This is a genomic window from Enterobacter cloacae complex sp. ECL352 (assembly GCF_020149545.1).
Taxonomy (GTDB): domain Bacteria; phylum Pseudomonadota; class Gammaproteobacteria; order Enterobacterales; family Enterobacteriaceae; genus Enterobacter; species Enterobacter asburiae_B.
The window spans coordinates 1,265,436-1,281,278 of sequence record NZ_CP083709.1 but is presented as its reverse complement, the minus strand read 5'-3'; the positions used below and the strand labels follow the sequence as shown (position 1 = coordinate 1,281,278).

The following is a 15,843-nucleotide window of genomic DNA, read 5'->3' as shown; positions in this document are numbered from 1 at the left end:
TCGTTTTTTGTTCCGATCGTTATAATCTGTCTCGTTTGATGGTTTTTATATTAAAATCAATCACTTGTTTTTTCGGTGGCGAGAGGCAGGAATCCCCATCTGATAGCGGTGGAGTATGCTGCGGTTTGGATTAAGGTTGGCTATTTATATTAATGTGATGATTGGATTCACCGGTGTCCTGTCAGCGCCTTGCGCTATTATTAACAGTGAGTTCTAAATATATTAACGCTGATGTCCGTACGGACCCTTGGGTAGATATTTCAACTCAAATGAATTATTCTGTCGGCGATTTATCTATTTATCCCCCAAAGAAAAGGTTTTCAAATAATATGTCTTTGACGTTACAGAATCTTAATAATATCCGAACCCTGCGCGCTATGGCGCGTGAATTATCCCTGGACGTTCTTGAGGAAATGCTGGAAAAGGTCAGGGTCGTTACTGAAGAGAAACGCAGCGAGCTGACGGAATTAGAGCAGCAGCGTGCTGAGCAGCAGGAAAAAATTAATGCGCTGCTGGAGCGGATGAAAGCCGATGGTATTTCCCCGACTGACCTGCTGGGTTCTGAACTGGCGCAGGCGGGTAAGCCAGCGAAAAAGCGTAAGCCGCGTGAAGCAAAATATCGCTTTATTGACCAGAACGGCGAAGAGAAAACGTGGACCGGCCAGGGCCGCACGCCGAAGCCTATCGCCAGCGCGCTGGCAGACGGTAAATCACTGGATGATTTTCTGATCTAACGGATGAGCCGGGCGGAACACGCCGCCCGGCTGACTGTTCAGCAGACGCCGAAATCGCCTTCTTCGGTATAAGGCGCCACGTCGGCGGCTTTCAGCGTATATTTCTCGCCTTGCTCATTGCTGGCCTGAACCGCCACAATGCTGTCACCGTTCACTTCGAGCACTTTCAGTTTCGGGCCGCCTTTACGCGGTTGCACATAATCACCGACAGAAAACATATTACCTCCTCATCGTTTTAGCGATCTTCACCTTAGCCCACGCATGACGCCGGGTACAGCGTAATTCACCGATTACTGCTTATGAGGTACGCCGATTCCATGGCATCACCTTGAGCAGTCGCGCCATACCGCAAAAGCCCGTCACACCGGCGAACAGCAGCCCGGCTCCGACAAAACCGCTGAGCAGGAAAAAGCCGCTGGAGACGCTATAGCCCAGCACCACGCCGCAGAGTATCAACAGCCCGGCGGCAATTTGCACCTGACGCATCAGCGGCAGCGGCTGGGATTTGTCTTCAACGGTTGGCAGCCCCGCCTGCTTCCAGCCCTGAATCCCCCCCTCGACCACAAATGCCTCTGCGGGCGCGGCGGCCTGAGCAAGGCGCTCGGCATTCCCCGACGTCCGGGCGCCGGACTGGCAGTGAAAAATCACCGTATCGCCCGCCAGCGCGTTAAGTGCGCCGGGTAAGGTATCCAGCGGCACGGACCGCGCGGCGGGAATATGCTCGCGGGCATACTCGTCGGCATCACGAATATCAATCAGTTTTGCGCCTTCAGCGACGCGGGCATTGGCCTGGCGCGGTGAAAGAAGAGGAAGTGACATGGCGGCTCCTTACGGACAATAAAAGGTTTTCAGGGTGCTGATAAGCTGATGTACCGCATCGTTTTTAATGGAATAGAGAATGCGCTGCGCGTCGCGGGTGCTGTCGATAAGCCCTTCCTCACGCATGCGCGCCAGATGCTGCGACGTGGCGGAAGGACTTAGCCCCGTGGCTCGCGCAAGCTCCCCCGCGCTGGTGCCGGGCGCTCCGCACAGGGTGCAGAGGATCAGCAGCCGACGCGGGTTGCTCATCGCTTTTAAAAGTGTGGCGGCCTGCCCGGCGCTGGCCTGAAGCTGTTCGAGTTCGGTCATGATTGTTTAGTGTTTGCTTAATTAAGTGAATGCTAAACTAATCCGGTGCATTAAACTAGCGTCAAAAGCGTAAAAGAGGGTAAACGCGAGGCCCGGAACTGGTACAGACGAATAAACTGGCTATGCTTACAACGTTCTCTTTATTATTTTCAATGGATTAGATTGAACGGAGTGTTTATATGGGATTTTGGCGTATTGTTTTTACGATCCTTATACCGCCGCTGGGCGTGCTGTTGGGTAAAGGGTTTGGCTGGGCGTTTATTATCAACATTCTTCTGACGCTGCTGGGCTACTTCCCCGGCCTCATTCACGCGTTTTGGGTACAGAGCAAAAGCTAGGCGCGCCACAGTAAATCGCTATAGATATCGGTCAGTACCCCCGCCGGACCAAACTGCTGCTTGATCCACCGCGTGACCTGGCCGGTTGCGGCATGCTGCGTTGCGAGCAGCATGCGCGAGTCCTGACGCGGGTTGTTAATCCGTCGGGTGACCAGCAGCCCCGCGTCTACCGCCTCGCGGACCATGTATTCCGGCAAAAAACCAATCCCTTCGCCCAGGATCTGACACTGACATTTGGTGTTAAAGTCCGGGACCAGAATTGCCTCCTGCCCGTGCAGCAGCCAGCCAACCTTTTTGTTAATGGTGTGCGCGGTATCTTCCACCATGATGTTGGGATACAGGCGCAGCTGGCTTTCCGCTATTGGCTCCGGGGTGAACGCTAGCGGGTGTTCCGGCGCGATGGCAAACACCCAGCGAATGGCGCCGATCTCTGTGTAATCAATCCCGCCGCCGTCCAGCAGCGTGTCCGGCGCGCCAATCGCGATGTTGGCCTGGTTGTTGATGATGGAGTCCCAGACGCCGTTGTAGACCTCGGTGGTCACGGTGATCTGACAGGTGGGAAACTGCTTTTTCAGCACCTGCAGCAGCCGCGCCGTGTGGCGTGGGGTATACAAAAGCTGGTTGATACAGATGCGCACCCGCGCCTCAATGCCCTGAGAAATGGTATCAATCCCGCGCTTGATGGCGTGAAAGTCGTTCAGCAGGTCGGTGGCCTTACGGTAAAAGTAAAACCCGGACTCGGTCAGCTCGATGCTGCGCGTGCTGCGGACGAACAGCACCACGTCCAGCCCGGTCTCCATGCGCTTGATGGTGTAGCTGATGGCAGAGGTCGTCACGCCCAGTTCGGCGGCGGCTTTGCTGAAGCTGCCGAAGCGTGCGGCGGTAGTAAAGGCCAGCAGGTTTTCCTCGGTAAAGATGGAATTCATATCTCACTCCCTTCAGCCATCAGTTTTGAACATATTTTAACAGCTTCGTTACAACGCATTTGAAGCCGATCACAGTTCTGACTCTTTGTCGAAAGCCGCACGCAGTAAGGCTTCGTCAGGCATAAGCATAATGCAGCCAGAAGCGCTAAAAAGCGGAGAAACATAAGAAAAAGGTTGCACAGACGCACGTTTTAACCAGTTTATTGAATTTACCTCAACAATGAATTGACTGTCGATGAATCATTTTTAAGCGGATTCTTTTATCACCAGGCTGTTGCTATTCTCAGGTCAACAGAAATAAAAACATCGGGAGTCTGAATATGTCTGCGAACGAACTCGTTACTGAATTTCTGCTGGCGGCAGAAGAGGGCAATAGCGATGCGCTAAAAGCCTGTCTGGAGAAAGGCGTGGATATTAACGCCACCAATCGACAGAAAAGAACCGCCGTTATTATTGCCAGCCTGAAAAAACATTATGACTGCGTGGCGTTATTAATTGCCGCCGGGGCGGATATTGATAAACAGGATCAGACCTGCTTTAACCCTTTCCTGATTAGCTGCCTGACCAACGATATCACCCTGCTGCGCCTTGTCCTTCCTGCAAATCCGGATCTCGATCGCCTGACGCGCTTTGGCGGCGTGGGCATTACCCCTGCCAGCGAAAAAGGGCACGTGGAGATCGTGCGCGAGCTGCTGGAGAAAACGGATATCAACGTCAACCACACCAACTTTGTTGGCTGGACGCCGCTGCTGGAAGCGATCGTGCTCAACGACGGCGGCGCAAAGCAGCAGGAGATCGTGAAGCTGCTGCTGGATCACGGCGCGAACCCGCACATGACCGATAAATACGGTAAAACTCCGCTCGAGCTGGCGCGGGAAAAAGGCTTCGATGCAATAGCTGACCTGCTGCTGGCGGCGGGCGCATAACGCATTCGGTCAGCCGCGTCCGGCTGGCCGTTAATTTAAAAAGCATTTTTACCGACGTGCATTTTGCACGACGGCGGCCCCCTTTTATCCGCGTTCAGGAGAAAATAATGCCCACAAAAATCGTCATAAAAAAGAACACCTATTTTGACTCCGTCTCATTAATGTCCGTTTCCACCAAAGCCAATAAATTACCGGGCGTCGAGCAGGCGTTTGTCGCGATGGCGACGGAAATGAACAAAGGCGTATTAAAAAACCTCGGGCTATTAACGCCGGAATTAGCGGAAGCCAAAAACGGCGACCTGATGATCGTAATTAAAGGCGACGCGGCGAATGATGAAACGCTGGCGGCCATCGAAGCGCTGTTCACACGTAAAGAGAGCGGCGGCGCCCATGAAGCGCGCTACGCCACGATTGCCAGCGCCAAAACCCATCGGCCGGAGAGCAACCTCGCGGTGATTTCCGTCAACGGCACCTTCGCCGCCCGCGAAGCGCGCCAGGCGCTGGAAAACGATCTTAACGTGATGCTGTTTTCCGATAACGTGTCGCTCGACGACGAGCTGGCGCTGAAGCAGCTGGCGCATAAGAAAGGGCTGCTGATGATGGGGCCGGACTGCGGCACCGCCATCATCAACGGCGCGGGATTGTGCTTCGCCAACGCGGTGCGCCGCGGACCGATTGGCATCGTAGGCGCATCCGGCACCGGCAGCCAGGAGCTGAGCGTGCGCATTCACGAATTCGGCGGCGGCGTGTCGCAGCTGATCGGCACCGGCGGGCGCGATCTCAGCGAGAAAATTGGCGGCCTGATGATGCTCGACGCCATCGACATGCTGGAAGCCGACGAGGACACCCTGGTTATCGCGCTGATCTCCAAGCCGCCAGCGCCAGCCGTAGCGGAAAAAGTGCTGGCCCGCGCGCGCGCCTGCCGCAAGCCCGTGGTTGTTTGTTTCCTCGGCCGCAGCGAACCGCCCGCCGATGAAGACGGCCTGCAGTTTGCGCGCGGCACCAAAGAGGCGGCCCTGAAGGCGGTCCTGCTCACCGGCATCAAGAAAGAGTCCCTCGATCTGCATCCGCTCAACTGGCCATTGATTGAAGAGGTGCGCGCCCGCCTGACTCCGCGGCAGAAGTACATTCGCGGCCTGTTCTGCGGCGGCACCCTGTGCGACGAGGCGATGTTCGCGGCGCTTGCGAAATTCGACGACGTCTACAGCAACATCCAGCCGGATCCGGCTAAGCGCCTGAGCGACATAAGCGTCAGTAAAGCCCATACCTTCCTCGACTTTGGCGACGACGATTTCACCAACGGCAAGCCGCACCCGATGATCGACCCGACCAATCGCATCAGCCGCCTGCTGCAGGAAGCCCGCGACCCGGAAGTCGGGGTAATTGTGATGGACTTCGTGCTGGGCTTCGGCGCGCACGAGGATCCGGTCGGCGTAATGATCGACGCCATTAAAGAGGCGCAGGCCATCGCGAAGGCCGATAACCGTCCGCTGGAAATTCTCGGCTACGTGCTCGGCACCGACCAGGATCCGCAGTCGCTGGCGCAGCAGTGCCAGCTGCTGACCGACGCAGGCGTCATCTGGGCCAGCAGCAGCACCAACACCGGATTACTGGCACGCGAATTTGTCTGCAAAGGGGAGAAAGCATAATGACGACCTTATTCAACCAGCCGCTGAACGTGATTAACGTCGGCATTGCGATGTTCAGCGACGATCTCAAAAAACAGCACGTTCCCGTCACCCAGCTCGACTGGACGCCGCCGGGACGGGGCAATATGCAGGTCGTTGAAGCGCTCGACCAGCTGGCGGAAAAACCGCTGGCGGAGAAAATCGCCGCCGCTAACCAAATCGCCCTTGAGCGCATTATTCAGTCTCATCCGGTGCTGGTGGGCTATGACCAGGCGATTAACGTTGTGCCGGGCATGACCCGCACCACCATTCTGCACGCCGGTCCGCCTGTCGCCTGGGAGAACATGTGCGGAGCGATGAAGGGCGCGGTCACCGGGGCGCTGGTGTTTGAAGGGCTGGCGAAAGATCTGGACGACGCGGCAAGGCTCGCCGCCTCGGGAGAAATTACCTTCTCGCCGTGCCACGAGCACGACTGCGTGGGCTCGATGGCGGGCGTCACCTCCGCGTCGATGTTTATGCACATCGTGGAGAACAAAACCTACGGCAACCGCGCGTTCACCAACCTCAGCGAGCAGATGGCGAAGATCCTGCGCATGGGGGCCAACGACCAGAGCGTGATCGACCGTCTGAACTGGATGCGCGACGTGCTTGGCCCGATGCTGCGCGAGGCGATGAAGATCGTCGGCGAAATCGACCTGCGCCTGATGCTGGCCCAGGCGCTGCACATGGGCGACGAGTGCCACAACCGCAACAACGCGGGCACCACGCTGCTGATCCAGGCGCTGACGCCGGGGCTGATTCAGGCGGGCTATCCGGTGGAGCAGCAGCGCGAGGTGTTCGAGTTTGTCGCCAGCAGCGACTACTTCTCCGGCCCGACATGGATGGCGATGTGTAAAGCCGCGCTGGACGCCGCTCACGGCATTGAGTACAGCACCGTCGTCACCACCATGGCGCGTAACGGCTACGAGTTCGGCCTGCGCGTTTCCGGCCTGCCGGGGCAGTGGTTCACCGGCCCGGCGCAGCAGGTAATTGGCCCGATGTTTGCGGGCTATAAGCCGGAAGACTCCGGGCTGGACATCGGCGACAGCGCCATCACCGAAACCTACGGCATTGGCGGCTTTGCGATGGCGACGGCCCCGGCAATCGTTGCGCTGGTGGGCGGCACGGTGGAGGAAGCCATCGACTTCTCCCGTCAGATGCGCGAAATCACCCTCGGCGAAAACCCGAACGTCACCATTCCGCTGCTCTCGTTTATGGGCATTCCGACCGCTATCGACATCACCAAAGTCGCGGGCAGCGGCATTCTGCCGGTGATTAACACCGCCATTGCTCATAAAGAGGCGGGCATCGGCATGATTGGGGCGGGCATCGTTCACCCGCCGTTTAGCTGTTTTGAAAAGGCGCTGTTGACCTTCCGCGATCGCTACTTTTTATAAGGCATGCATCCATGAAAAACATGAAGCTGGAGTGGAAAAGAGGTGACTGGGCGGCGTATTTCGGGTTGATGACCAATAACCTGACCAATTTGCTGACCATGATGGGGCTGCTCATTTTTGTCGTCGGCATCCCGAAGGAGATTGTTTATGGACGCATCGCGCCGGCCTTCGGGCTGGCGGTGCTGGTCGCGAGTATTTGCTACGCCTGGTTCGGCATGCAGATGGCGCGCGCCACCGGGCGTACGGATGTGACCGCGCTGCCGTCCGGCCCGAGCGCGCCGTCGATTTTTACCGTGACTTTCCTGGTGCTGATGCCGGTGTATCAGCAGACCGGCGATGCGGACTTCGCGATCCAGATTGGCCTCGTGTGGTGCTTCGTGGAGGCGATGATCCTCGCGGGCGGTTCGTTCCTGGGGGAAACCATCCGCAAGATGATCCCGCGTACCGTGCTGCTGTCGTGCCTCTCCGGTTTGGGCCTGCTGCTGCTGGCGATGAACCCGATGCTGCAGGCGTTCGAAGCGCCGACCGTGTCGTTCATCGTGCTGCTGCTGATCTTCATCAACTGGTTCGGTAAAAAGCCGATTTTCGCCCGTATCCCGACCGGTCTGCTGCTGTTGGTTGCCGGTACGGCACTGGCGTGGATCTCCGGCCTGCAAAGCCCGGAAGCGATTAAAGCGTCCATGTCATCCTTCGGCTTTAACCCGCCGGAAGTGCACGTGGACAGCTTCATGCAGGGCCTGCCGCACGCGCTGCCGTATCTGGCCTCTGCCGTACCGCTGGGGCTGGCGAACTACATCTTTGACCTGGAGAACATCGAAAGCGCCCACGCGGCGGGAGATGCGTACCCGACGCGTAAGGTGATGCTGGCGAACGGTCTGGCGTCGATGCTCGGCTGCCTGATGGGGAACCCGTTCCCGGTGACGGTCTACGTTGGCCACCCTGGCTGGAAAGCGATGGGCGCGAGCATCGGCTATACGCTGGCCTCCGGCGTGACTATGTTCATCGTGCCGCTGTTCGGGCTGGGGGCGTTTATGCTCGCCATTATTCCGATGACCGCCATCGTGCCGATTCTGGTGTTTATCGGTGTTGTTACCGCCAACCAGGTGGTAAGGGAAACGCCCAAAGTGGAGGTGCCGGTGATCTTCATCTGCCTGTTCCCGTGGATCGCCAACTGGGCGCTGACGATGATGAACAGCGTGATGGGGGCGGCGGGCACCAGCGCGGCGAAGATCGGCACCGACGTGCTGCACAGCAAAGGAATTTACTACGAAGGCCTGGTGCATCTCGGCAACGGCGCGCCGCTCGCCAGCATGCTGTGGGGCTGTATCGCCATTTTCGCCATCATCAACAAGCCGCTGCGCGGAGCCGTTGCGGCCGCCGTCGGGGCGCTGCTGGCGCTGTTTGGCGTGATCCATGCCCCGGTGGTGGGCTTTGCCGAGGGCAGTTCGCTGATGTTCGTCACCGCGTATCTGATGATGGGCGGCATGTTTGTGGTGAAGCATGTGCTGGATTTCTCTGTTACTCCCCCTCTCCCTGTGGGAGAGGGCCGGGGTGAGGGCACCAGAACGCACCTTCTAAAGGACACAAAATGAAAGAGCTTATGGTCGTCGCCATCGGCGGCAACAGCATTATCAAAGACAACGCCAGCCAGTCGATTGAACACCAGGCGCAGGCGGTGAAAGCGGTGGCAGAGTCGGTGCTGGAAATGCTGGCATCCGACTATGACATCGTGCTCACCCACGGCAACGGCCCCCAGGTGGGGCTGGATCTGCGCCGCGCCGAAATCGCCCACGAGCGGGAAGGGCTGCCGCTAACCCCGCTGGCAAACTGCGTGGCGGACACCCAGGGCGGGATTGGCTACCTGATCCAGCAGGCGCTCAACAACCGCCTGGCCGCGCGCGGGGAGCAAAAAGCGGTCACGGTCGTCACGCAGGTGGAGGTGGATAAAAACGATCCGGGCTTTACGCACCCGACGAAACCTATCGGTGCGTTCTTCACCGAGGCGCAGCGCGACGAGCTGCAGCAGGCACACCCGGACTGGCATTTTGTCGAGGATTCAGGCCGTGGCTACCGTCGCGTGGTGGCTTCACCGCAGCCGCTGCGCATCGTTGAGGCCGACGCCATCAAAACGCTGACGCAAAAAGGCTTTGTGGTGATCGGCGCGGGCGGCGGGGGGATCCCCGTGATTCGCAGCGAGCAGGGCGACTACCAGAGCGTCGATGCGGTGATTGATAAAGATCTCTCCACCGCGCTGCTGGCACGCGAGATCGGCGCCGATGTGCTGGCGATCACCACCGGCGTGGAGAAGGTGTGCATCAACTTCGGCAAGCCGAACCAGCAGGCGCTGGACACCGTCAGCGTGGCGCAGATGACGCGCTACAGGGAAGAGGGCCACTTCCCGGCGGGCAGCATGCTCCCCAAAATCGTCGCCTCGCTGGAATTTTTACACCACGGCGGCAGGCGCGTGATTATCACCTCGCCGGACAGCCTGCCCGCGGCGCTGCGCGGGGAAACCGGCACCCATATCGTTAATGAAGGAAGATAAGATGAGTGAAAACAAAAGCCGCCGCGAATTTATCAGCCAGAGCGGCAAAATGGTCACCGCCTGCGCGCTGTTTGGCGCCACCGGATCCGTCGCGTATGCTGCTGACTCCGCGAAGCCAACCTGCGAGACGGGCAAACCGATGAGCATCACCGCGAAACATTACTATCTGGACAACGTGCTGCTGGAGGCCGGGTTCAACGTCGACGGCGGCGTGGCGACGAGCACCCGCACCGAGCTGAAAACGCTGGAGATTAACGACGGGAAGATCGTCGCCCTGCGCGATAACAAGCGCCACGCCGACGCCACGCTGCCGCACTATGACGCAGGCGGCAAGCTGATGCTCCCGGCGATGCGCGACATGCACATTCACCTGGATAAAACCTTTTACGGCGGTCCGTGGCGCTCCCTGAACCGTCCGGCGGGCACGACGATTCAGGACATGATCCGCCTTGAGCAGAAGCTGCTGCCGGAGCTACAGCCCTACACCCAGGAGCGCGCGGAAAAGCTGATCGATCTGATCCAGTCGAAAGGCTCCACCATCGCCCGCAGCCACTGCAATATCGAGCCGACCTCCGGCCTGAAGAATCTGGAAAACCTGCAGGCGGTTTTATCGCGCCGTAAGCCCGGCTTTGACTGCGAAATTGTCGCTTTTCCGCAGCACGGGCTGCTGCTGTCAAACTCAGAAAAACTGATGCGCGAGGCGATGCAGGCCGGGGCGCACTACGTGGGCGGGCTGGATCCTACCAACGTCGACGGCGCGATGGAGAAATCCCTCGACGCCATGTTCCAGATTGCGCTGGACTACGACAAAGGGGTGGATATCCACCTGCACGAAACCAGCCCGGCGGGCGTGGCGGCGGTGAACTATATGGTCGAAACCGTGGAGAAAACGCCGGAGCTGAAGGGCAAGCTGACCATCAGCCACGCCTTCGCGCTGGCGACGCTCAACGAGCAGCAGGTAGATGAGATCGCCACCCGCATGGCGGCGCAGCAGGTGACCATCGCCTCCACCGTGCCGATTGGCACCTTGCATATGCCGCTGAAGCAGCTGCGTGAGAAGGGCGTGTTCGTGATGACGGGGACCGACAGCGTCATCGACCACTGGTCGCCGTACGGTCTGGGGGACATGCTGGAGAAAGCGAATCTTTACGCTCAGCTCTACATCCGCCCGAACGAGCAGACGCTCTCCCGCGCGCTCGGTATCGCCACCGGCGACGTGCTGCCGCTGAACGACAAAGGCGAGCGCGTGTGGCCGAAAGCGCAGGACGACGCCAGCTTTGTGCTGGTGGATGCCTCCTGCTCCGCCGAGGCCGTGGCGCGCATTTCTCCGCGCACCGCGACGTTCCATAAGGGCAACCTTGTCTGGGGCTCGGTGGGTTGACGTGCATTTCTCCCTCTCCCTGTAGGAGAGGGTTGGGGTGAGGTGCATTTCTCCCTCTCCCTGTGGGAGAGGGTTGGGGTGAGGGCATCAGGCCGCACTTCCGTAGGTCGGGTAAGGCGAAGCCGCCACCCGACAATGCAGTATACTGCTATGCATATTCTTAAAGAGGGATCTGCCATGGCACAAAATATCTACGACAATCCGGCGTTTTTTGAAGGCTACGCCCGGCTTCCACGCTCGGTGCAGGGTCTGGACGGCGCGCCGGAGTGGCCCGCGCTAAAAAGTATGCTGCCGGATTTAACCGGCAAATCGGTTGTCGATCTCGGCTGCGGCTACGGCTGGTTCTGCCGCGCGGCCCGCGAGCTGGGCGCTGCTGACGTCACGGGGGTCGATATCTCAGAAAAGATGCTCGCCCGCGCGGCGGAGCTTACCGCTGACCCACAGATTCACTATCAGCGTAGCGATCTGGAATCTCTTAAGCTTAACGAGAATAGCCTCGATCTGGTCTACAGCTCGCTGGCGCTGCACTACCTGCCGGAACTGGATACGTTATTCGCCAGGGTTCAGCGCGCGCTCAAGCCCGGCGGCAGCCTGGTGTTCTCAATGGAGCACCCGATCTACACCTGCGCCACCCGTCAGGGCTGGCTGACCGACGATAACGGCGAGCGGTTCTGGGGCGTGAACCATTATCAGGATGAAGGCAAACGCGTCAGCAACTGGCTGGCGGACGGGGTGGTTAAATACCACCGCACGCTCGGCACCACGCTTAACGCGCTGATCGGGGCCGGATTAACGATAAGCGACGTCAACGAGTGGGGGCCAGCGCAGGCGCAGATTGACGCCTGGCCCGCGCTGGCCGAAGAGGCGGAGCGCCCGATGCTGGTGCTGATCGCCGCCCGTAAGGCTCAATAACCCACCCTATACACCCGCCCGCTCTGCACGCCTTCCACGCTGCGGCGATAGGCCTGCGCCACGGTCGCGGCGGGAACGCTCTCAAAGCCCGGGAAGAAGCCGTCGTAGGTTTCGACGGATTCGGTGAGTACCGTCGGGCTAATCAGGTTGATGCGGATCCCGCGCGGCAGCTCGCAGGCTGCGGCGCGGACAAACCCTTCCAGCGCCGCATTCACCGTAGTGGCATTCACGCCCTGGGCAATCGGCTCGTGCGCCACGATGCCGCTTATCAGCGTAATCGAGCCGCCCTCGTTCAGATAATGCTGGCCGGTCAACGCCAGGCGCACCTGCCCGAGCAGCTTGTCCTGCAGGCCCAGGTTGAAGTCGCTGTCCTTCATGGTCGCGAGTGGGCCAAAGTAAAGGCCACCGCTGGCGGAGACAATCGCATCCACCGGGCCGATTTTCTCAAACAGCGCCTGGACGCTCGCCTGCGAGGTGATATCCACCTGCTCGTCGCCCTGCGTGCGGCCGACGCGGATGACCTCGTGGCGACGACTCAGCTCTTCCGTTACCGCACGACCGACCGTACCGCTGGCACCAATAATGACGATTTTCATAGCCGACTCCTTATGTTGTGAACCCCCATTCTTTAATAAATAAAAATGGAGATAAACTGGGCTAAAGTTAGAAGATTGCTAACCAGGAGTTTGGAATATGGATAAGCTTCGCAGCATGGAGACCTTTATTGCCGTGGTTGAAAGCGGCAGCTTTACCGGCGCGGCGGCACGGCTGGAGATGTCGGCGGTAATGGTGGGGAAATACGTTGCGCTGCTGGAATCACAGCTCGGTACCCGCCTGCTGGAGCGTAACACGCGGCGCCAGAGCCTGACCGACGCCGGGCGGGTCTATTTCGACGAGTCGAAGCGGGTGCTGGAGCAGGTCGCGATCGCCGAAAGCGCCGTGGAACGCCTGCGCGCCGCGCCGTCCGGCACCCTGCGCGTGACGGCGCCCACCTCGTTTGGCGGCAGCGCGATCGCGCCGCTTACGGCCTCTTTTTTACAACGCTACCCGGAGGTGCGCATCGAGCTGGATCTCACCAACCGGATGGTGGACCTGGTGGAAGAGGGCATCGATCTGGCCATTCGCATTGGCGACATTCACAACGACGATCTGGTGGCGAAATACCTCTGCCCTTACCGGATGGTGATCTGCGCCGCGCCGGACTACCTTGCGCACTACGGTACGCCGCAAACCCCTGCCGATCTGGTGGATCATCTCTGCCTGTCCCACAGCGTGTGGACCGCGCGCAACGAGTGGCGGCTGCCGGGCGTTGAGGGCGAAGTGCGCTGGAAGCGGGACGCGGTCTTAAGATGCAACGACGGCTACGGGCTGCGGATGGCCGCGAGAGCCGGGGCGGGACTGCTGCTGCAGCCGGAGGTTCTGGTGGCGGAAGATCTGGAAAGCGGCAGGCTGGTGCGGGTGCTGGAGGCGTATATTCCGGCGCCTAGACCCGTGCATTTGCTGTGGCGTCAGGATTTACGACCTCTCCCTAAGCTAACGGAATTTATCGCCCATATTCTGCTAAGATTGGGCACACTATAAAAAAAGAAGGTATGCAAAGAATGTCTGTGAATAAACTCGCCAGCAGCGCGCAGGGCCTGCAATCATCTGCCATCCGTGAATTGTTAAAACATAGCAAAATGGCCGGCGTCATTTCGCTGGGTGGGGGGATTCCTAACCCGGCCTTGTTCGATCACGAAGGGCTGAAAATTGCCGCTGATGCCGTATTATCACAGCATTTTGGTGAGGCCTTTCAGTACGGTCTGACCGAAGGCGTACCGGGGCTACGGGAAGAAATTCAGCGCATCTGTGAAGGGCGCGGGATCCGCTGCAAGGCGGATGATGTGATCGTGACCTCCGGTTCACAGCAGTCCCTCGACGTGCTGGCGCGTGCATTAATTAACCCGGGCGATACCGTTGTGGTTGAGCGTCCAACCTATCTTGCTGCGCTGCAGGTATTTGGCCTGGCGCAGGCGAATTTTGAATCCGTTGGCACCGATGGCGACGGCATGAAGGTCGACGAGCTTGAAGCGCTGGCGGCAAATAAAACCATCAAAGCGGTCTATATTGTTCCGACGTTTGGCAACCCTGGCGGGGTAACCCTTTCTGAGGCGCGTCGCAAACAGCTGGTGGAATTATCGAAGCGCTATGATTTCGTCATTATTGAAGACGATCCGTACAGCGAAATTAATTATACCGATGAAGTTTTCCGCCCGTTAATTGCCCATGCCAAAGATATCGGCAACGAAGAGAACGTGGTGTATACCTCAACCTTCTCCAAAATTCTTGCTCCAGGAACCCGCGTGGGCTGGGTGCTGGTGCCGGAATGGCTGAAGCGCGCAGTAGTCAACCTTAAGCAAACCACCGACCTGCACACCAGCACGCTGTCGCAGCTGATGACGTATGAATACCTGAAAACCGGTCGTCTGCCCGATCAGATTAAAACGATCCGCGAAGCCTATCGCCAGAAATACCAGACGTTCGCAACCGAGCTGGAGGCCGAGCTGGGCGATGTGATGTCGTTCCACAAGCCGAAGGGCGGCATGTTCCTGTGGGCGAATATGAAAAATGGTAGTAATACCACCCGCTGGCTGGAAAAAACGTTAAGTAACGGCGTAGTATTTGTGCCGGGCGAATTTTTCTACTGCAATGAGCCAGACCATTCTACGCTGCGTATGTCGTTTGTCACGCCAACGGATGAAGAGCTGAAGGAAGCGGTTCAACGCCTGAAAAAATCGCTGTAAAAGACCTGCGCATAATGGTTTTCCTGCCGTTATGCGCAATACGCGTTCAGGCGGCACGGGCCGCGATCGTCCATGGAGATCTCCATGTTTGAATTTCTGTTCGGTGTCGTTACGCACACGCCCGCCTGGGTGTGGGTGCTGTTTATCTTCCTTATCTCTCGCGGCATTAAAGCCCGCAGGCCTGCCACCGTTACGCTGGAGAGGCTTGCCATCATTCCGGCAATATTTCTAATCTGGGATATCTACGATCTGGTGGTCTACCGCACCCTGACGCCCGGAACTGTCGCATTGTGGACGGCGGGGATCCTCGCCGGGGCCGCGCTGGGGTATATCCTGATTAAGCAGGCGGTTATCACCCGCGCAGATGCGCCGCGCAGCCTTTACCGCCAGGCAGACTACACCGCGCTGCCGTTTATGATGCTGGCGTTCGGCGTGAAGTATGTGCTGGGCGTGATGAGCGCGGTCTCTCCCCAGACGATGCAGCAGCCCGCCATGAGCGCGCTGGCGATCGTCTCCGGCGGCGTGTTTGCCGGCGTGTTTCTCGGGAAATTTGCGCGTTACGTTGGGGTATATAACAGTGCCGCATCGCGCCCGGCGGAGTAAGGTTATTCTGTCGCGTGTGCCAGCGTGCGATCTGCAGCATCACCGCTGAGTGCTCGCGTGACTTCATGGATCCGCCAGATTTTCCCTTCACGCAGCGCGGCAAACAGGTAAACCTCGATCTCTGCCTGACGACCATCAGGATACGTGACCGTTACGATATGCCGGTCAGCCAGAAGTTCGTCATGGCAGGCTATCTCCACCACGGTAAAGGCGATTGCGCGGATCTGTGAGCTGACGTGGCTCAGATGCTGGACAAAACCCCGGTAGTCAAGCGCGTGACCGTCCGTAAACTGCTGGTAATCGGGCGTAAATACCTCTGCCGGATCGATATCGCCGTTGAATAAGCGGGTTAACAGGCAGGCCATCTTTTCGCGCTGCGCGGCGTTGTCGGTGTGGGCTATCAGGGACGTGATAATGCTCATGCGGGCTCCTTATGTGGTTGAATCACCATTATCCTTGACAGCTGAAGTCGCAGTTTCTCTAATACGCCGAAGAATAACGAT

The 15,843-nt window shown here is 58.6% G+C and carries 18 protein-coding genes; 12 read left to right on the top strand and 6 right to left on the bottom strand.

Annotation, left to right across the window (positions count from 1 at the left end):
- The first annotated feature begins 329 nt into the window (after positions 1-329).
- Positions 330-734 (top strand): DNA-binding protein StpA, encoded by a 405-nt coding sequence (gene stpA, locus LBF07_RS06250; protein ID WP_033146355.1) that lies wholly within the window; start codon positions 330-332, stop codon positions 732-734.
- Between the two features lie 38 nt (positions 735-772).
- Here the strand turns inward: stpA and LBF07_RS06245 are convergent, their stop codons facing one another.
- From LBF07_RS06245 to LBF07_RS06235, 3 genes are all read right to left on the bottom strand, one after another.
- Entirely contained in the window at positions 773-952 is a 180-nt protein-coding gene (locus LBF07_RS06245; protein WP_023308920.1) for a hypothetical protein, read from the bottom strand.
- Positions 953-1,031: 79 nt separating this feature from the next.
- Complete coding sequence (locus tag LBF07_RS06240) at positions 1,032-1,553, bottom strand: rhodanese family protein (RefSeq protein ID WP_039263418.1); 522 nt, start codon at positions 1,551-1,553, stop codon at positions 1,032-1,034.
- Between the two features lie 9 nt (positions 1,554-1,562).
- Entirely contained in the window at positions 1,563-1,862 is a 300-nt protein-coding gene (locus LBF07_RS06235) for a helix-turn-helix transcriptional regulator (protein WP_094935688.1), read from the bottom strand.
- 179 nt (positions 1,863-2,041) lie between these two features.
- Here LBF07_RS06235 and LBF07_RS06230 point away from each other — a divergent pair, with 179 nt between their 5' ends.
- Entirely contained in the window at positions 2,042-2,200 is a 159-nt protein-coding gene (locus LBF07_RS06230) for a YqaE/Pmp3 family membrane protein (RefSeq protein WP_023308917.1), read from the top strand.
- Here the strand turns inward: LBF07_RS06230 and LBF07_RS06225 are convergent.
- The gene (locus LBF07_RS06225; protein ID WP_033146353.1) at positions 2,197-3,126 is read right to left on the bottom strand and encodes a LysR substrate-binding domain-containing protein; all 930 of its coding nucleotides are present in this window, start codon (positions 3,124-3,126) and stop codon (positions 2,197-2,199) included. The genes LBF07_RS06230 and LBF07_RS06225 overlap by 4 nt on opposite strands.
- Positions 3,127-3,446: 320 nt before the next feature.
- Here LBF07_RS06225 and LBF07_RS06220 point away from each other — a divergent pair, with 320 nt between their 5' ends.
- The 7 genes from LBF07_RS06220 to LBF07_RS06190 all read left to right on the top strand — a co-directional run bounded on the left by LBF07_RS06220 (position 3,447) and on the right by LBF07_RS06190 (position 11,954).
- Positions 3,447-4,052 (top strand): ankyrin repeat domain-containing protein, encoded by a 606-nt coding sequence (locus LBF07_RS06220; protein WP_039263421.1) that lies wholly within the window; start codon positions 3,447-3,449, stop codon positions 4,050-4,052.
- A 107-nt stretch (positions 4,053-4,159) separates the two neighbouring features.
- Positions 4,160-5,701: an acyl-CoA synthetase FdrA gene (gene fdrA, locus LBF07_RS06215; RefSeq protein WP_094935689.1), complete on the top strand. Its 1,542-nt coding sequence runs from the start codon at positions 4,160-4,162 to the stop codon at positions 5,699-5,701.
- Positions 5,701-7,116: a DUF1116 domain-containing protein gene (locus LBF07_RS06210; RefSeq protein ID WP_176690105.1), complete on the top strand. Its 1,416-nt coding sequence runs from the start codon at positions 5,701-5,703 to the stop codon at positions 7,114-7,116. Before fdrA ends, LBF07_RS06210 begins: the two co-directional genes overlap by 1 nt.
- Before the next feature lie 11 nt (positions 7,117-7,127).
- The gene (locus LBF07_RS06205) at positions 7,128-8,708 is read left to right on the top strand and encodes a xanthine permease (protein WP_094935690.1); all 1,581 of its coding nucleotides are present in this window, start codon (positions 7,128-7,130) and stop codon (positions 8,706-8,708) included.
- Complete coding sequence (locus tag LBF07_RS06200) at positions 8,705-9,661, top strand: carbamate kinase family protein (protein ID WP_047059377.1); 957 nt, start codon at positions 8,705-8,707, stop codon at positions 9,659-9,661. The genes LBF07_RS06205 and LBF07_RS06200 overlap by 4 nt, the downstream gene beginning before the upstream one ends.
- Before the next feature lies 1 nt (position 9,662).
- Positions 9,663-11,042, top strand: a complete 1,380-nt coding sequence (locus tag LBF07_RS06195) for an amidohydrolase family protein (protein ID WP_094935691.1) — start codon at positions 9,663-9,665, stop codon at positions 11,040-11,042.
- Positions 11,043-11,219: 177 nt separating this feature from the next.
- Entirely contained in the window at positions 11,220-11,954 is a 735-nt protein-coding gene (locus LBF07_RS06190; RefSeq protein ID WP_039263428.1) for a bifunctional 2-polyprenyl-6-hydroxyphenol methylase/3-demethylubiquinol 3-O-methyltransferase UbiG, read from the top strand.
- Here LBF07_RS06190 and LBF07_RS06185 read toward each other — a convergent pair.
- Positions 11,948-12,550: a short chain dehydrogenase gene (locus LBF07_RS06185; protein ID WP_094935692.1), complete on the bottom strand. Its 603-nt coding sequence runs from the start codon at positions 12,548-12,550 to the stop codon at positions 11,948-11,950. The genes LBF07_RS06190 and LBF07_RS06185 overlap by 7 nt on opposite strands.
- Positions 12,551-12,647: 97 nt before the next feature.
- Here LBF07_RS06185 and LBF07_RS06180 point away from each other — a divergent pair, with 97 nt between their 5' ends.
- The 3 genes from LBF07_RS06180 to LBF07_RS06170 all read left to right on the top strand — a co-directional run bounded on the left by LBF07_RS06180 (position 12,648) and on the right by LBF07_RS06170 (position 15,340).
- Positions 12,648-13,535 carry a LysR family transcriptional regulator gene (locus LBF07_RS06180; protein ID WP_094935693.1) on the top strand — a complete coding sequence of 296 codons (888 nt, stop codon included), beginning with the start codon at positions 12,648-12,650 and terminating at the stop codon, positions 13,533-13,535.
- A gap of 20 nt (positions 13,536-13,555) precedes the next feature.
- Positions 13,556-14,737: a PLP-dependent aminotransferase family protein gene (locus tag LBF07_RS06175; RefSeq protein WP_094935694.1), complete on the top strand. Its 1,182-nt coding sequence runs from the start codon at positions 13,556-13,558 to the stop codon at positions 14,735-14,737.
- 84 nt (positions 14,738-14,821) lie between these two features.
- The gene (locus LBF07_RS06170; protein ID WP_094935695.1) at positions 14,822-15,340 is read left to right on the top strand and encodes a DUF6622 family protein; all 519 of its coding nucleotides are present in this window, start codon (positions 14,822-14,824) and stop codon (positions 15,338-15,340) included.
- A 2-nt stretch (positions 15,341-15,342) separates the two neighbouring features.
- Here LBF07_RS06170 and LBF07_RS06165 read toward each other — a convergent pair whose 3' ends face one another.
- A complete protein-coding gene (locus LBF07_RS06165; RefSeq protein ID WP_039263434.1) occupies positions 15,343-15,762 on the bottom strand; it encodes a nuclear transport factor 2 family protein in 420 nt (139 codons plus the stop codon).
- Positions 15,763-15,843: the final 81 nt, after the last annotated feature.

What these genes read in the sequence shown, in the direction of transcription:
- stpA (WP_033146355.1), top strand. Translation starts at nt 330, where the DNA reads ATGTCTTTGACGTTACAGAATCTTAATAATATCCGAACCCTGCGCGCT.
- LBF07_RS06245 (WP_023308920.1), bottom strand. Translation starts at nt 952, where the DNA reads ATGTTTTCTGTCGGTGATTATGTGCAACCGCGTAAAGGCGGCCCGAAA.
- LBF07_RS06240 (WP_039263418.1), bottom strand. Translation starts at nt 1,553, where the DNA reads ATGTCACTTCCTCTTCTTTCACCGCGCCAGGCCAATGCCCGCGTCGCT.
- LBF07_RS06235 (WP_094935688.1), bottom strand. Translation starts at nt 1,862, where the DNA reads ATGACCGAACTCGAACAGCTTCAGGCCAGCGCCGGGCAGGCCGCCACA.
- LBF07_RS06230 (WP_023308917.1), top strand. Translation starts at nt 2,042, where the DNA reads ATGGGATTTTGGCGTATTGTTTTTACGATCCTTATACCGCCGCTGGGC.
- LBF07_RS06225 (WP_033146353.1), bottom strand. Translation starts at nt 3,126, where the DNA reads ATGAATTCCATCTTTACCGAGGAAAACCTGCTGGCCTTTACTACCGCC.
- LBF07_RS06220 (WP_039263421.1), top strand. Translation starts at nt 3,447, where the DNA reads ATGTCTGCGAACGAACTCGTTACTGAATTTCTGCTGGCGGCAGAAGAG.
- fdrA (WP_094935689.1), top strand. Translation starts at nt 4,160, where the DNA reads ATGCCCACAAAAATCGTCATAAAAAAGAACACCTATTTTGACTCCGTC.
- LBF07_RS06210 (WP_176690105.1), top strand. Translation starts at nt 5,701, where the DNA reads ATGACGACCTTATTCAACCAGCCGCTGAACGTGATTAACGTCGGCATT.
- LBF07_RS06205 (WP_094935690.1), top strand. Translation starts at nt 7,128, where the DNA reads ATGAAAAACATGAAGCTGGAGTGGAAAAGAGGTGACTGGGCGGCGTAT.
- LBF07_RS06200 (WP_047059377.1), top strand. Translation starts at nt 8,705, where the DNA reads ATGAAAGAGCTTATGGTCGTCGCCATCGGCGGCAACAGCATTATCAAA.
- LBF07_RS06195 (WP_094935691.1), top strand. Translation starts at nt 9,663, where the DNA reads ATGAGTGAAAACAAAAGCCGCCGCGAATTTATCAGCCAGAGCGGCAAA.
- LBF07_RS06190 (WP_039263428.1), top strand. Translation starts at nt 11,220, where the DNA reads ATGGCACAAAATATCTACGACAATCCGGCGTTTTTTGAAGGCTACGCC.
- LBF07_RS06185 (WP_094935692.1), bottom strand. Translation starts at nt 12,550, where the DNA reads ATGAAAATCGTCATTATTGGTGCCAGCGGTACGGTCGGTCGTGCGGTA.
- LBF07_RS06180 (WP_094935693.1), top strand. Translation starts at nt 12,648, where the DNA reads ATGGATAAGCTTCGCAGCATGGAGACCTTTATTGCCGTGGTTGAAAGC.
- LBF07_RS06175 (WP_094935694.1), top strand. Translation starts at nt 13,556, where the DNA reads ATGTCTGTGAATAAACTCGCCAGCAGCGCGCAGGGCCTGCAATCATCT.
- LBF07_RS06170 (WP_094935695.1), top strand. Translation starts at nt 14,822, where the DNA reads ATGTTTGAATTTCTGTTCGGTGTCGTTACGCACACGCCCGCCTGGGTG.
- LBF07_RS06165 (WP_039263434.1), bottom strand. Translation starts at nt 15,762, where the DNA reads ATGAGCATTATCACGTCCCTGATAGCCCACACCGACAACGCCGCGCAG.